Source organism: Nostoc sp. TCL26-01 (genome assembly GCF_013393945.1).
GTDB lineage: Bacteria > Cyanobacteriota > Cyanobacteriia > Cyanobacteriales > Nostocaceae > Trichormus.
The window spans coordinates 4858725-4873468 of record NZ_CP040297.1 but is presented as its reverse complement, the minus strand read 5'-3'; the positions used below and the strand labels follow the sequence as shown (position 1 = coordinate 4873468).

Genomic DNA, 14744 nt, shown 5'->3' with positions numbered 1-14744 from the left:
GTAGATGATGGTAGGCAAAGGAATCTGTTGGTTGACACAAGGGATGACTAAATTGACCACAAAATTTTCTGGTAGAGTGCAGGTTTTTGTTTACGGGACACTCAAACCAGGTGAAGTCAATTATCACAGATACTGTGCTGGCAAGGTGTTAGCTAGCCAAAGGGCAACTGCACTAGGTCAACTATTTGCCCTGCCAATGGGTTATCCAGCCATGACGACAGGAGAAGACCTAGTTCAGGGATATGTACTCTCGTTTGCGGATTGGGGAATTTTAGATGAGCTGGATGAGTTGGAAGATTACCAACCTCACAGGCATATGTCCCAAAACCTTTATTATCGCCAGCAGATTCCAGTTGACAATCTAGAAGGACTAGTTCTAGATTTAGCCTGGGTCTACTTGATGAACCGAGAAAAAATTAAACAGCTAGGGGGTGTTCCCCTACCTGATGGCTGGTGGAGTAGTTTTAGTTGATACCAGAGTTAACTTCTCCTAGTCGGGGTTTTTGTGAGTTCGCTGGCTTTTGGGGAGAAGCTATTGCGGCTTTGGGTATTTCGATGACTGGGTTGTTTAGCGCCACCATCAGAGGTGCGGCTGTAGGTGCTACAGGTTTAGTTGCCACTGGAGTGGGTTGGGCTACTGGTTGTTTTGCCAGTTGTGGCACTCCTGCTTCCCGGCCTGGTAACCAGCCAGATACAACACCAATCACACAAGCCGCTATTGCTGCACCACTCAATGTCCAAACTAACCGAGAACGGCGGTTAACTCTGGCAAATACTTGATTAGCTGTTATTTCTGGGGATTGTGGGGCTGCTGGTACTGGCATTGTCCGCACACCTTGCCTGAGCTTGAGTAGTCGGGCATACAGTCGTTGAACTGCTTCATCTTCTGCTAACCAGTTTTCTACTTGTCTACGTTCGGCAGCTGTCACCTCGCCATCGAGGTAAGCACTCAGTAATTCAAAGCGATCGCGCTTTACCATGTCTACAGCACCCGTTGCTTCGTTGGTATGCTTAACCATCTCTTCTGGATTTAAATCTCTAGGAAATTGCCACCGACAACGGTTATTAAAGTGAGAATCAGTAGTCATACTAACATTATTACCAATTCATCTATAGGTAAATAGACTAGGCAACCCTGAAGATTTCATCAATTCTTGTTTTGATGGCCAAGGTAAAATACAGTTTCCTCACAATTCTTAATCAATGCTTAAATTTTGCCAGAGGACAGCTTAAAGATACTGTAAATTAAGTGTCAAGATAATTCTGCAACTGAGATTGCAATCTGGATCTAGCTCTGGCAATTCTTGACTTCACGGTTCCCAGAGATACGCCGGTGATTTCGGCAATTTCTTCGTATGCCATGCCTTCGATTTCTCTGAGAACTATGGTAGTGCGGAATACTTCCGGTAAATCAGCGATCGCTTCTCGCAGTTGTTCGTAGAATTCTCTAGTGGTCAGTTCTTCTTCTGGCCCTGGTGTATCTCCCGCAATTTCCCAATCCATCTCACCGTCATCAACAGAACGGGGAGCATCTAATGACAAAGGACTAACAACGCGCTTGCGTTTACGCAATTCGTCATAGAACAAGTTGGTGGCAATGCGGCTTAACCAGCCCCTAAATTTAGCAGGTTCTTGTAATCGGCTAATATTCCGATACACACGAATCCAAACTTCTTGAGCCAAATCGGCTCTGTCTGACCAATCAGGGGCTAGGTGATACAAAACTCTATCAACCTGGGTTTGATAGCGGCGCAGTAGTTCTGCAAAAGCAACACGATCTGGGCGTAGTCCGACTTGACAACGCAAGATTAAATCGTGATTTGAGAGCTTGTCAACTTGCACCGATGCCTCTGGACACCTCGCATCAACCGTTGACCAGGATACAGCAATCGATTGACTCATAGATCGTACTGGTTGTAAATCATCCCTTTCTATTAGACTCGCTAATTGGTGGCTTGTTCCTGAATAAGTGCCGGATTTGGGACTGTAACACTGAGTTATCTAAAGTTTTGCCGATTTTCTGTCTACGCAAAACTTTACTTTTGAGCAATAGTTATTGCCTAGTAACTTTTTCGACTATTACGGTTCATCTGTCAAGTCACAGGTATATTGATAGGACTTACCCGGCATTTCTCACAAAACGGTAGGGGTGACTGGGGCGACTGCCGTGTGGACAGTTCTCTCGACTGGAACCAGACTGCGTTCCAAATTAAGGTATTTGGACTTGGGACTATTGACAAAAAGTGCGAAACATCTCTAGCACTGCGTAAGTCCTAAAACTTAGTTATTTGGCAGACAGAAACTGGATTTTTTAAACAGTATTTTAAGTAGTAAGGAGATTACTTTCTAAGTCTAGTAAAGATTTGTTTGATGCTTTAATATGTACAGCAGAGTGCAACTAACTGAAGTCCCAACTCTCTAAATTAAAACTAAAAGAGAGGCGGTGAGACTAAGGACTAGAGTCTAGGGGACTTCCAAAAAATAAAATATTCAATGGGTGAGAGCAAATATGATCATGGGCTTTTTCCTCCCCTGCCTCCCCTGCTCACCAAAACGATTGTATATTTTTTCAGTTGGAAATCCCTAGAGTGATGTCGCTCATGTTAATGAAAAAGGCTGTGTGGGTCTGTAGCTACCAGAAAATGTTATCTTTCCGGTCTTTTTACCAAAATTGTTGTTGATGTTTCTATGTGTTGTTGGTAACTAGCCTCAGAATTGGGTGGATGAGGCACACGGATGTGAAAAAATAAGTTGAGGGCAAATGTAATCGTGGCTGCTAATAACAGTTTTTCTAACATGGTCTCTCTCTCGCTCACACCATTAATGATTAGTTGCTACACTTGGAGACTACAGAGAAGTTTGAGACGAAAAAGTATGTCCGAGAAACTTCAAGTCAATAAATTGCTGCTCCAAAATTTTGCTGGCTGTACTTTTCCAATAGCCTTAGTTTGCCCAATGGTGTTGGCAGAGTTGTGAGGAAATAAAGAAGAATTGATAAATTCTTGATAACTGGGTAATTAAGATGTTCAATATAATCGGCTGAAGATGTCAGGGATAAACAATAAGCGATGGCAATGGTAAGAAATGAATCTGTTGGGCGTATGGTGATGTTTCTCTGCTTTGGCACAGCCGTTTTATCGCTAGCTGTCTATTGGCGAATTACCACAACCCAGGGGCAGTTTAAAAAACAAATCTCCGCTAGCTTAAATCGCCCTGGAGGTGTTTACCGAGGAGGTTTAGGCGAAACCGCTTTTGGTGCTTCTGCACCCCCTGGTGGGTCTACTCTAGATAAAAATTCTTCATCTCAGTCTTCGGCTATCAAGTCTGGGGATAAATCAGATACTGTTAACCAAAATGTAAATCTAGAGACTAGCAAACCCAACAAAACTCAGGTATTGACACCAGCAATTCCCAAAAATTCTGACTCTTCTAACCAATCAGATTCAATATTTCCCCAGTTATCATTACCAAAACCATCACCGAGTAAATTGAGCAATGGGAAAAAAGAGGTGGTAGTTGATTTAAGCGATCGCCGGACTTATGTTTATTCAGGGGATGTAGTGATAGCTAGTTACCCAATTGCTATAGGTAAGAAGGGTTGGGAAACGCCTACAGGTACTTTTAAAGTCAAAGATATGCAGCACGATCCCATCTGGCGACACCCCATCACAGGCAAAGTGTTTCCCTCTGGGACTGATAGTCCCTTGGGTGAACGATGGATTGGGTTTTGGTCTGATGGACGCAATGAAATTGGCTTTCACGGTACACCAGAAACACACCTACTCGGCACAGCTATTTCTCACGGCTGCTTGCGGATGCGTAATGCGGATGTCCGGTTATTGTATGACCAAGTAGAGGTAGGTACATCTGTGGTAGTGCAGAATTAGTCATTAGTCATTAGTCAATAGTCATTAGTCATTGGTCAAAACTCAGCACTCAGCACTCAGCACTCAGCACTCCCCCACTCCCTCACTCCCTCACTCCCTCACCACTCCCCATTACCCTTCATCAGCAGATTTTTGCTCAAAGCTGGGAGCGTAGACTTGTAATAAGCTGCTGACTTGACGTAACACTTCGTTACCAGTGGTTTTGGTGACAAATGGTGTCCTGTTGTCGTTGGGCTGGTCGAGGTTGCGGTTAATTGCCTCTGTTACCTCTTTGGTGATAAATTCTTGAAGTTCTGCTTTGGCCCGTTGGCGCTGGTAGTTTGCACCTTCTTCTGTGGTGGCGTATAGGGGTGGAAGACGGTTGAGGGCATAGGCGGCGATATCCCCAACATCGATGGAACTCTCACTAGTTGCTTCAATTTCTGCTACACGAGCGATCGCCTCAGTTAATACTAACTCTTCCATGACATTAATAAACTGTTTGCGAGGAACAGCTACTACTTCACCAGTCAATAATGCTCCCATTAACTGATCTAGCGCCATGTACTCTTCGATGGAGAGTTCTGATGCGTTATCACAAATACGTCCGACTTCTGCTTCCATTGCTGGTGTAAGATAACCATCCTGGAGAGCTTGCTTTACAATTTTTTCAATACTCATAACGCTCATTCTAAATTTAAGCCACCCAAGCAAGTTAGGGACAGAACCAATTCAAACTTATTTTGCCTAATTATCGACAAAAAATATACAACGTCAAGCATAGAAGTGATAATTACACTCCTATTATTCAAAAGTCTTTGTTCGCCAAGATGTTGGGTCTACGGATTGCCCATTGACATACAGACCCCAGTGCAAATGCGGCCCGGTAGATGCGCCTGTTGAACCGACTGCGCCAATTAATTGTCCAGCTTTAACTATGTCACCTTCTTTAACATTAATCCGGCTCAGGTGCATAAAAATACTGACAACTCCTTGACCGTGGTCAATGCCAACTACATTACCATGAACTCGGAATCCTTGGGATACCCTGCCGACCAAAGCCACTTTTCCCGCAGCTGGTGCAGTGACGGGAGAACCTGCTGCACCTGCGTAGTCAAGTCCACGATGGTAGTAGTCATTGGCAAATTTACCATTGTAGTAACGACGTACACCATAGAGTGTACTCATTCGCCCATTGTTGGGTTTGAGGAATAGCCCATTCCAATACTTTTGTGGAGTTTGTAATGCTTTAAAGGCTGCTACACGGTTGAGTTCGTATTCAGTAGCACCATCGGCGGATTTTCCTGGTGGCAAAGTAATGCGTTGCACAGGAAATTTACGATTCCCGACGGTGACTGATACTTCTTGCACCTGTCCATCACCAGCAACTCTGAGTTTTCTCGTACCTGGTTTTTCTAGGGGAGTTGTCGGTAAAAATGCTCTATATTTGTTAGGTGCTAGTTCAAAAACTGGGTAAGTTTTTTCACCTACAGATACGGTTGGGTTGCTGTTATTTTCTGGATTATCTAAATTGATGATCACAGAAACTGTATCTCCTAGCCGAGGATTATTGGGAATAACCCTTACTTGCAAAGCTTCTACAGGTAATGCCAAAGTCACAGGTAAGGTGGCAAACAAGCCGATTAATAAGTTTATTTGATAACAATGATAATGTTTTTTTTCTTTGCTCCCAAACCAACTTAACCTCTTGTGATCATTGTGCTGAAAAATTTCAATAGTCATATAACTTGCTAGCAATGCTTCACTTCTGCTGAGAAAAAGACTAGCTGATAATTGCTAGTGTTTCGCCATAAAGCAAACTTTTTTGACTATGAAGCATAGTCTTGAAAAATGCTCTAGGGACTAAACTATACTAACTATAATGTACTAAATTGCAAATAATATTTATCCTAACTAAGACAACAAAGCAGGAGAGGGCTAGAGGTCTAAATTGTTTTTCAGAGTAAACCCTGATTTTTAATGTTTGCAGTTTTACTTCAGTACTAGAGTTGTTAATTATGTCTGTGTGATGTTTTTAAAACATATGTTAAAAATAATTAATAATTGACATAGTTAGCTTTTCAGCCAAAGTAGGCAGAGTATAAGAAAATTTGAGAAGAGAAAATTCCTCATGACTCTAAAGTCAAGGTCTTCTCCCCAATTTGCTTGTTGGATGTGATTTATAAGTGGTTGGACAAAATTAAATTGATTGGTGGAGATGGGGAATAGGCAATAGGAGAAGAATCTGGTTAATTAATCGTGTCCAAGTACTGATAATGGAACGTATGACCGAATTAATTAAAATTGCAACCATGCGTCGATGGCTGATGATTTCACTGTTAGGTTTACTAGCTTTGAGCATCGCTCATGGAATGGCGCTCATCTACCGGATTCAGCCTGGAGTCTCACTTTGGTTTCCGCCATCAGGTGTGGCGATCGCCTTAACTTTTTGGTTTGGCCCCTATGGTATAATTCTGACGGGACTGGCATCTGTGTTAATGTCACCGCTTTGGGGATTGCATGGTTGGGAGCGAGTAGCAGCTTTAACTGATGCTGTGGAACCTTTGATCGCTTGGTGGCTTTACCGTCATCTTTGGCATGGTTCCCGAACCTTGAATAACCTTAAAGACGCAGCTCTATTTACCTTCAGTACACCCATAATAGCTTGTGTTACTTCAGCAACTATGGGGAGTTTGGCTTGGGTAGCACTGGGTAAAATGTCGGCTTTTAACTTAGCTCATAACATTTCCCATTGGTGGTTGGGCAATGCTATTGGTGTCATGGCGATTACACCTACGGCATTATTAGTTTTAACTCCTTATTTCCAATCTCAGGGCTGGCTACCAAAGAAGGAAAAATTAAACTCTTCATCTACTGCTGTTAAATTGCCGCTTTCGCGTCGTCTTGTACTAGAGTTCAGCGCTATTGTACTCCTTTGTATCGCCATAGCAGCTCTGACTGTGAGCGAAACTCATCAAAATGAATTTAAATTCCAGCAATTATCTTTTTTAAGCTTTGTACCGGTGCTGTGGGCTGCCACTCGCTTTGGTGTTACTAGTGGGATGCTCACTTCTAGTTTTTGTGTACTCATAACACTATTCTGTTATCTCATTGTCTATCCCAATGCGATCGCATTACCTACCTTCCCTGTACCACCGGAAGTGTTGCACGTTCACAAGCTGAGTCTATTAGTACAGTGTGCTGTTGGGCTGCTCGTGGGGATTGCAATTACTGATAGAGCCAGAATTCAGGTAGAGTTGGCTGTGGAAAGAGTGCGGTTGGGAGAATATCAAGCCCGTGCCAAACTATCAGAAAAATTGATAGAACTGAATGAATCATTGGCAAAAACCAATACTTGTTTAGCTGCATCCCATCAAGAACAAGATGAATTACTCAAGCGCGAACAAGCACTCCGCAGTCGTTTGAGTAAGATCCTCGAAAGCATGAGCGATGCTTTTATGACAGTGAACCGAGACTGGCAGATTACCTATGCTAATCACCAAGTAGCCAGATTGCAAAATTTACAACCAGAAGATTTGCTGGGGAAAAACCATTGGGAACAGTGGCCAGCAACTAGAGGTACAGATTTTGAGCGAGAATATCAGCGATCGCTTTTAGAAAATATACCAGTCCATTTTGAGGCATTGTACGCACCTTGGGAGATGTGGTTGGAAATTCATGCCTATCCCTATGAAGATGGCTTGGGGATATTTTTGAGAAATATTACTGAACGAAAACAGGCAGAAATAGAACGGGATTATCTTTTTATTCGTGAACAAATGGCTAGAAGTGAAGCTGAAAAAGCTAATCGTTTAAAAGATGAATTTCTAGCTGTGCTTTCCCATGAATTGCGGACTCCACTGAATCCAATTTTAGGTTGGGCAACTCTACTCAAAAAACGTAATTTAGCAGAAGCAACACTGACGAAAGGAATTGAAACTATTGAGCGCAATGCTAAATTACAAATTCAATTAATTGAAGATTTATTAGATGTTTCCCGGATTCAGCAGGGAAAATTAATTTTAAACATTCAACCTGTCAATTTAGTCAATTCTATATTTGAGGCTTTAGAAAATATTAATTTGGCATTAGTAGCGAAAAATATTCATCTGCAAACTTTCGTCGATGCCAATGTCGGCATAATTGCAGGTGATGCTGCTCGTCTACAGCAAATAATTTGGAACTTACTTGCTAATGCAGTTAAATTCACTCCTTCAGGGGGAGAAATACAAGTTTTATTAACCAGAGTTCATCACCATGCTCAACTGCAAATCAAAGATAATGGTAAAGGCATTAACCCAGAGTTTTTACCTCATGTTTTTGAGGATTTTCGTCAAGCAGATAGCACAACGACAAGAGAATTTGGTGGGTTGGGTTTAGGACTAGCTATTGTCCGCCATCTGACAGAATTGCATGGTGGTTCTGTCAAAGCCGAAAGTTGTGGGGAAAATATGGGAGCAACATTTACAGTGAGTTTGCCATTAATGGCGGAAGTTCCCAATATTCAACCAGAAATTCAGCCAGAAAATGATAGTACATTTAGTTTGGCAAATTTGTCCATCTTGGTAGTAGATGATGATGCCGATACAGGTGAATTTCTCACCTTGATGTTGGCACAATTTGGCGCTGACGTTACGGCTGTGACATCAGCAGGTGCAGCTTTAGAAGTAATTGCTAAAACCAGAGTTGATTTACTGTTAAGTGATATTGGTATGCCAGGGATAGATGGCTATATGCTGATGCAGTTAATTCGAGCGCTACCATCAGCAAAAGGAGGTAAAATACCAGCGATCGCTCTCACGGCTTATGCTGGAGAAATTAACCAAAAACACGCCCTAGCAGCCGGGTTTCAAAAGCACCTAGTTAAGCCTGTGGATGCAGATGAGTTATTAAAAGCGATCGCTCAAGTTTATTGTCAATCAAAGTCTAGAATACCTGAGCAGAATGCTCAAGACTTACAAAATTCTCCATACAGTATTTATTAAATTTTAAAAAACACTATAGCGATTCCCAGTTAAGTGAGGTACAGAAACATTTTTTTAAACGCAGAGGGACGCGGAGGAAAACGCGGAGGCGCGCGGAGATTGCCCAATTTTATTTAGCGGTGTACTCAGTACCTCCGCAGATTAGGAAACGCTATAGTTCATGCAAACTAGTAGCGAATTATATTCGCCCAATATTTTTCAAAAATCCTCTAAGAATTTATGACCACTTGGGAATCACACCCGCTTTCCAACAGTTGCGAGCTTTGACAATTGTACCGTTCTCCCTATCCGTCATCGTAGCCCAAAAATCATCAAGATTTTTGCTATGGCCAGCCCAAATACTATTTAATTCGTTGAGCAGGTTAGCAAAATTAGATTGCAGCTCTTCCAAAGCAACTGCTTGCGCTTGTTGATTCTCCAGCTGATTATTCGTTGCATAGATTTTTGGCAACCCTTGTTGCTTGATCTCTAAAAGTCGTTCGTAGTGAGAGTACTCATTTAAACCATGAGCATCATCACTCTCTGCTTCTAAGCGATAGTGAGGAGGTACAGCGTATCTATCTTCCCCTGTGGTTGTACCTTCACCCTGGTAACTAATCGTCTTGACAGCGTCCTGTGCATCCTCATAGCTGGTAATTTGCTGCTTAAAACTCTCTTTCTCTTGATCCCAAATAACTTGCTGATTCCTGTTCTGGCTTTTTTTCTCATCATCCCAAGAGAATTGATCTATCCCTACATGGTGGATGCCAGCGATTAGTGCGTCGTACATCTCACCAATCGTATCGTAGGGATACACGGGAGTTGAATGATGTGAGAACTGCCATATCTTCTCCGCAGAAGCTTCCTCCCAATCAATGATTTTGCTGATTCCTTTCGCTGGATGACGATGTGGCTCTAAACCACTGGGAGTCTCGATATCCAACATTAAGTCGAGGGTTTCGGCGTTTAGAGCATCCAACTTGGCATTAATCAGCTTATAATGTCCAGTATCCGGATTCTTAGGATCTAAAAATGGAATAGCAGTGCCATCGTACTGCGGTGCTGTAAACTCAGGCTGAGTGTCTAGCGCTAGGCACAAATTGGCAGCTAGTTGCAGATGAAGCATTTCCTCAATACAAATACTCAGGAGAGATTTATAGGCGTAGGTACTTGGTTCTTGGATAGAGGTGAGTGCAGTGAGATAAAAGGGTAAGGTGTATAGTTCTACTTTCACCGCCGTTTGGGCATGAGCCTGCACGAGTTCTTTAGTCCATTTTTCTGTAATAACGGGCATAATCATAATATTGATTTTTTGAACTGCACGGTAACTTAGAATTACGTATACCAGTAGCACAATTATTCAGCAAGCATTGTTTCGATCACCACATGAATCTTTACAGCTATTCATACTAACGGGACTTAAACAAAAATCAAGCCCAAACGTAGTCCAAACTGTAACACGACCACGCAAAGAAGCATCAATTGCAGTTTAATACTCAAGATTATGGCTACTGATTAACTCACAGCTGCTTCTAATAACTGAATTGTCCCCAAATTGGCATCAATTTCTACTTCTGCACCAATGGGTAAAATAAACTTATCTTGAATATGTCCAATCATTGCACCATACCAAACGGGAATTCCTAAAGGCAGTAAATGGTCTTGCAACACTTGCATTAGTGTCAGCGATGGTTCATTATCTGACTGACAATCAGTGCATTGTCCAAAGATAAAACCAGAAATTCGATGCAGTATTCCAGCATTTTTTAACTGCGTCAACATCCGATCTACTCGGTAAATATCTTCGTTGGTATCTTCTACAAATAAAATTCTATTTTGCCAAGCAGGTAGATATGGCGAACCCACCATCGCAGATAACACCGACAAATTACCACCCACAAGTTTACCCTTGGCTTTGCCTGGGTTGATTGTCTGCACTCGTCCTTCAGGAGAGTTGGTATTTTGCAACTTGACAGCTTCAGCGTCAAAGAGGATGCGCTTTAGGTAATCTAGCATGAAGGGAGTCCAGGTAGATGTAGCCACAGGCCCGTGAAAAGTCATGATCCGACTACGGGCATTAATGGCTAACAATAGGGAAGTGATATCGCTGTAACCCATGATGATTTTGGCATGGGAGCGAATTAGTTGATAATTAAGTAGAGCTAAAATCCGATTACATCCCCAACCGCCACGCATCGCTAGGATGGCTTTAACTGTACTATCAGCGAACATATCATTAACATCACAGGCGCGGTCTGTATCTTTACCTGCCAGATAGCCATAACGATCTAAAATATGCTTGCCCAGTTTCGCTTTTAATCCCAATTTCCCCAGATACTGCTGAACTACTTCGATATACTGGGGTTCAAATATACCCGCAGGTGCGATTAAACCCACCGTATCGCCTACTTGTAAGCGTGGTGGCTTGATCATAGTATTAGGTGATGTCTGACTTTGAGCCGTAAGTAAGGGAAACTGAGTAGCTAAGGTAGCTAAACCACAGGTTTTGATAAATTGGCGACGCTGGATATTCATGATGGGAGTTTAACCTATGATGTTTCACTCATCGAGAAATCTTAAAAAACCTAAGTTGCCAGTTATGTCACTATAGGACTACTATTTGAATTTTGTTGGCGTAGCCTGCGCTTACGCATACAAAACTCAGTACACATTCATTTTCTAGAACCCTATTGCCTATTGCCTATTGCCTATTGCCTATTCCCTTCCTCCACATTTGAGATGACTATAATCAATCAACAATCAACTAAAAAAGCTTGGGCAAATGCGATCGCTAAACCTGCAACAGAATTTCCTCTGACTCAATTACCAGTTATCTGTGGTAAAATACCCGATGGCTTACGTGGCACACTTTACCGTAATGGCCCGGCACGGCTAGAACGTGGCAATAGGCGGATGGGACACTGGTTTGATGGCGATGGGGCAATTCTTGCTGTCCATTTTACTGATGCAGGAGCCAGCGCAGTTTATCGCTACGTGCAAACAACTGGTTATAAAGCAGAAGCCGCAGCAGCTAAACTGCTCTACGGTAACTATGGTATGACTGCACCAGGGGCTTTTTGGCATCAATGGTTTAAGCCAGTGAAAAATGCAGCCAACACTTCAGCGATCGCACTTCCAGATAAACTTTTAGCATTGTGGGAAGCTGGTAAACCCTACGCCTTAGATTTGCAAACTTTAGAAACCTACGGTGAAGATGATTTAGGGGGGTTAAATCAAGGATTCACTTATTCTGCACACTATAAACGTGATGGGAAAACAGGGGAGATTTTTAACTTTGGGATCATTCTCGGATTAAATGCCAAGCTAAATCTCTATAAAAGCGATGCTACAGGCAAAATTATTCAACAAGCAACATACACTCTTGACGGCATACCAATAGTCCATGATTTTGTTTTAGCAGGACAATATCTGGTATTTTGCATTCCCCCAGTGCGGCTAAATATCTTGTCTGTACTGCTAGGAAGCAACTATAGTGATGCCTTAGAGTGGGAACCTCAGTTGGGAACTCAAATTTTAGTTTTCGATCGCCAGACATTATCTCTAGTCAGTCGTGGTGAAGCCGAACCTTGGTTTCAGTGGCATTTTGTCAACGGTTATCTAGATGCTAGTGGTTCGCTAATTGTCGATATTGCTTGCTACAAAGACTTTCAAGTCAACCAATATTTTAAAGAAGTACCTACAGGTGAAACTCACACTCCTGCTCAAAGTACATTGACACGAATACATCTTCAGCCCCAGACTAGCAAAGTTACCACTATTGAGCAAGTGCTAGACCGACATTGTGAGCTACCAACTATACTACAGCAAAATGTGGGGCAAGCCTCTCGATATACGTATTTTTCCTCACTCCGCCAACAAGCAGATATCGGTAAAGAACTATTAAATGCGATCGCTCGTTTCGATCACCAAACCGAAACCCTTGTCGAAGCCAACTTGCCAGAAAATCTCTACACTTCAGAACCACTACCTGTACAAGATGCCCAAAACCCTCATCAAAGCTGGGTGTTAACAATAATATACGACGGTAATTCTCATAGTAGTCAAGCTTGGGTATTTGATAGCGATCGCCTAGACGATGAACCCGTCTGTAAACTAAGATTACCGAGTGTCATTCCCCCTGGTTTCCACGGCACGTGGAAACCTGCGTGCAGAAGATAATATATGTAGTGTGTGTTATTGCCGAAGTATGGCATCAAAGCTTGTGGACTTTGCATTAATGGGATAAAAATCTCTGCTAGTTGAAACTGAATTCTTCAATAGGTCGGTGATATAATCGCTTTTTTGCAAATGTTTATCCTTGGAAGATGAATATACTAATTATCCTGGGTGAAATCATCTTTTTAATAGTCATTTTTTTGTTGTTAAACTGGCTAATTGGCATAACTTTTCAGCAGGTTGCTAAAATTTCCTGGCTCCAAGGAAAAACTGCAAATATCACCTTCCTACGCCGCAGTATCAGCCGAATCTTAATTTTGACTTCTGTTGTGCTATGTCTGGCACTGATTGCTGTGAATGGGATGGTGATTTATCGAGGTGGCAACGTTAAGGAATTTCAACTTAATTTAATTCGCAGTTTGCCTACTCAATTTTGGCTCAATATCTTAACTGCAAGCTTGAAAACTGTCAGCTTGCTAATGCTAGTTAAATTTAGTATACCATCCTTACATCAGGCTATTGATTGGGTCTGCAATTACGCTAAGACAGCCGATCAAATCAAAGCTAATGATGAAAGCGTTGAGACTTTTTTTAAAGTCTTAAAAAGAATTATTACTCATACTCTCTGGATATCTTCTGTTATTCTATCTGCTAGATTTCTCTATCTGCCAGAAGTTATTCCCAAATATTTATATATTACCTTAAAAATATACATTATTGTCACAGTTGGTTTACTGATTGTTAAGGCTGTTGCTACTATCGTTGATACTCTCGACGCACTGAGTCATAAATACTCCAATTCCAACGATATACTGCGTTTATACGAACGTTTACGTCATCTCATACCCTTATTAAAAAAATGTTTAGAATACGTCCTCTATATTGGTATAGTCAATCTTGTTGTTCCCGAAATAGAACCGATTGCTTGGATAAGTGCTTATACTCCTAAAATCGTCCAGATTATTGGAGTTTATTTTATTAGCAATGTTTTGAATGAAGTTGCTTACTTTCTTCTAGATGAGTTCTACTTAAAAACTACAGATGTTGATAACTCACAGCGACAAAAGCGGCTAACATTGATTCCTTTAATGCGGAGTTTTGCCAAATATTTTATCTACTTTACTGCTGGAGTTACTATACTCAAGCTGATTGGTATCGATCCTGCGCCTATCTTAGCAGGTGCAGGAATTGTCGGTATAGCAGTTGGTCTGGGAGCGCAAAACCTAATTAATGATGTTGTTTGTGGATTTTTGATTTTGTTTGAAAACTATTACTTGGTCGGTGATTATGTTGCAGCCGGGAAAATGGAAGAAAGAACTGTCGAAGGGGTTGTAGAAGCAATTGAACTGCGAACCACTCACATCCGCCATCCTGATGGTCAATTACAGATTATTCGCAATGGAGATATTGGCTCGATTATTAATTTCTCCAAGCAGTATATATATGCCAGGGTGGAAATTAGCGTCTCTTATGAAGAGAATTTAGATCATGTATATAGAGTGGTTGAGAAGGTAGGACAGCAGTTAATGTTGGATGAACCGGATGTTCTCGAATCTACACGAGTAGCTGGAATAGAACATTTTGGAGAGCATCACTTGTTACTGCTGACGCTGACAAAAGTTAAACCAGGAAAACATCTGCATATTCAGCGTGTTCTGCGCAAGATATTAAAAGATACTTTTAACCAGGAAGAAATTGAAATTTGCGGTTTTTCTAAGAACCAGCAACCCTGATATAG

Annotated in this window: 12 protein-coding genes; 5 read left to right on the top strand and 7 right to left on the bottom strand. The window is 41.8% G+C overall.

Going from position 1 to position 14744, the window contains the following annotated elements; all coding sequences use genetic code 11:
• Positions 1-43 precede the first annotated feature (43 nt).
• On the top strand, positions 44-472 hold the full coding sequence (locus FD725_RS21045; RefSeq protein WP_179049945.1) for a gamma-glutamylcyclotransferase: 429 nt from the start codon (positions 44-46) through the stop codon (positions 470-472).
• On the opposite strand, the gene FD725_RS21040 is transcribed toward FD725_RS21045, so the two are convergent.
• From FD725_RS21040 to FD725_RS21030, 3 genes are all read right to left on the bottom strand, one after another.
• Positions 465-1088: an anti-sigma factor gene (locus FD725_RS21040; RefSeq protein WP_179049944.1), complete on the bottom strand. Its 624-nt coding sequence runs from the start codon at positions 1086-1088 to the stop codon at positions 465-467. The genes FD725_RS21045 and FD725_RS21040 overlap by 8 nt on opposite strands.
• 157 nt (positions 1089-1245) lie before the next feature.
• Positions 1246-1902 carry a sigma-70 family RNA polymerase sigma factor gene (locus FD725_RS21035; protein ID WP_179049943.1) on the bottom strand — a complete coding sequence of 219 codons (657 nt, stop codon included), beginning with the start codon at positions 1900-1902 and terminating at the stop codon, positions 1246-1248.
• A gap of 743 nt (positions 1903-2645) precedes the next feature.
• On the bottom strand, positions 2646-2798 hold the full coding sequence (locus FD725_RS21030) for a hypothetical protein (RefSeq protein WP_179049942.1): 153 nt from the start codon (positions 2796-2798) through the stop codon (positions 2646-2648).
• A gap of 270 nt (positions 2799-3068) precedes the next feature.
• Between FD725_RS21030 and FD725_RS21025 the strand changes: the two genes are divergently transcribed.
• Positions 3069-3887, top strand: a complete 819-nt coding sequence (locus FD725_RS21025) for a L,D-transpeptidase (protein ID WP_179049941.1) — start codon at positions 3069-3071, stop codon at positions 3885-3887.
• Between the two features lie 111 nt (positions 3888-3998).
• On the opposite strand, the gene FD725_RS21020 is transcribed toward FD725_RS21025, so the two are convergent.
• Positions 3999-4547, bottom strand: coding sequence for a late competence development ComFB family protein (locus tag FD725_RS21020; RefSeq protein WP_179049940.1), 549 nt, complete (start codon positions 4545-4547; stop codon positions 3999-4001).
• A 123-nt stretch (positions 4548-4670) separates the two neighbouring features.
• A complete protein-coding gene (locus FD725_RS21015) occupies positions 4671-5609 on the bottom strand; it encodes a M23 family metallopeptidase (RefSeq protein WP_179049939.1) in 939 nt (312 codons plus the stop codon).
• A 533-nt stretch (positions 5610-6142) separates the two neighbouring features.
• Here FD725_RS21015 and FD725_RS21010 point away from each other — a divergent pair.
• A complete protein-coding gene (locus tag FD725_RS21010) occupies positions 6143-8851 on the top strand; it encodes an MASE1 domain-containing protein (RefSeq protein ID WP_256871682.1) in 2709 nt (902 codons plus the stop codon).
• Positions 8852-9068: 217 nt separating this feature from the next.
• Here the strand turns inward: FD725_RS21010 and FD725_RS21005 are convergent, their stop codons facing one another.
• Together FD725_RS21005 and FD725_RS21000 are read right to left on the bottom strand one after the other, a co-directional pair.
• On the bottom strand, positions 9069-10130 hold the full coding sequence (locus tag FD725_RS21005; protein ID WP_179049938.1) for a ferritin-like domain-containing protein: 1062 nt from the start codon (positions 10128-10130) through the stop codon (positions 9069-9071).
• Between the two features lie 215 nt (positions 10131-10345).
• The gene (locus FD725_RS21000) at positions 10346-11365 is read right to left on the bottom strand and encodes an LD-carboxypeptidase (protein WP_179049937.1); all 1020 of its coding nucleotides are present in this window, start codon (positions 11363-11365) and stop codon (positions 10346-10348) included.
• A gap of 204 nt (positions 11366-11569) precedes the next feature.
• Here FD725_RS21000 and FD725_RS20995 point away from each other — a divergent pair, with 204 nt between their 5' ends.
• Together FD725_RS20995 and FD725_RS20990 are read left to right on the top strand one after the other, a co-directional pair.
• Positions 11570-13009, top strand: coding sequence for a carotenoid oxygenase family protein (locus tag FD725_RS20995; protein ID WP_179049936.1), 1440 nt, complete (start codon positions 11570-11572; stop codon positions 13007-13009).
• Positions 13010-13155: 146 nt separating this feature from the next.
• The gene (locus FD725_RS20990; protein WP_179049935.1) at positions 13156-14739 is read left to right on the top strand and encodes a mechanosensitive ion channel family protein; all 1584 of its coding nucleotides are present in this window, start codon (positions 13156-13158) and stop codon (positions 14737-14739) included.
• Positions 14740-14744 lie beyond the last annotated feature (5 nt).

Excerpts from the sequence above, each read along its gene's own strand:
- FD725_RS21005 (WP_179049938.1), bottom strand. The coding sequence starts at position 10,130 with ATGATTATGCCCGTTATTACAGAAAAATGGACTAAAGAACTCGTGCAG.
- FD725_RS21040 (WP_179049944.1), bottom strand. The coding sequence starts at position 1,088 with ATGACTACTGATTCTCACTTTAATAACCGTTGTCGGTGGCAATTTCCT.
- FD725_RS21000 (WP_179049937.1), bottom strand. The coding sequence starts at position 11,365 with ATGAATATCCAGCGTCGCCAATTTATCAAAACCTGTGGTTTAGCTACC.
- FD725_RS21010 (WP_256871682.1), top strand. The coding sequence starts at position 6,143 with ATGGAACGTATGACCGAATTAATTAAAATTGCAACCATGCGTCGATGG.
- FD725_RS21045 (WP_179049945.1), top strand. The coding sequence starts at position 44 with ATGACTAAATTGACCACAAAATTTTCTGGTAGAGTGCAGGTTTTTGTT.
- FD725_RS21035 (WP_179049943.1), bottom strand. The coding sequence starts at position 1,902 with ATGAGTCAATCGATTGCTGTATCCTGGTCAACGGTTGATGCGAGGTGT.
- FD725_RS21025 (WP_179049941.1), top strand. The coding sequence starts at position 3,069 with ATGGCAATGGTAAGAAATGAATCTGTTGGGCGTATGGTGATGTTTCTC.
- FD725_RS20995 (WP_179049936.1), top strand. The coding sequence starts at position 11,570 with ATGACTATAATCAATCAACAATCAACTAAAAAAGCTTGGGCAAATGCG.
- FD725_RS21030 (WP_179049942.1), bottom strand. The coding sequence starts at position 2,798 with ATGTTAGAAAAACTGTTATTAGCAGCCACGATTACATTTGCCCTCAAC.
- FD725_RS21015 (WP_179049939.1), bottom strand. The coding sequence starts at position 5,609 with ATGACTATTGAAATTTTTCAGCACAATGATCACAAGAGGTTAAGTTGG.
- FD725_RS20990 (WP_179049935.1), top strand. The coding sequence starts at position 13,156 with ATGAATATACTAATTATCCTGGGTGAAATCATCTTTTTAATAGTCATT.
- FD725_RS21020 (WP_179049940.1), bottom strand. The coding sequence starts at position 4,547 with ATGAGTATTGAAAAAATTGTAAAGCAAGCTCTCCAGGATGGTTATCTT.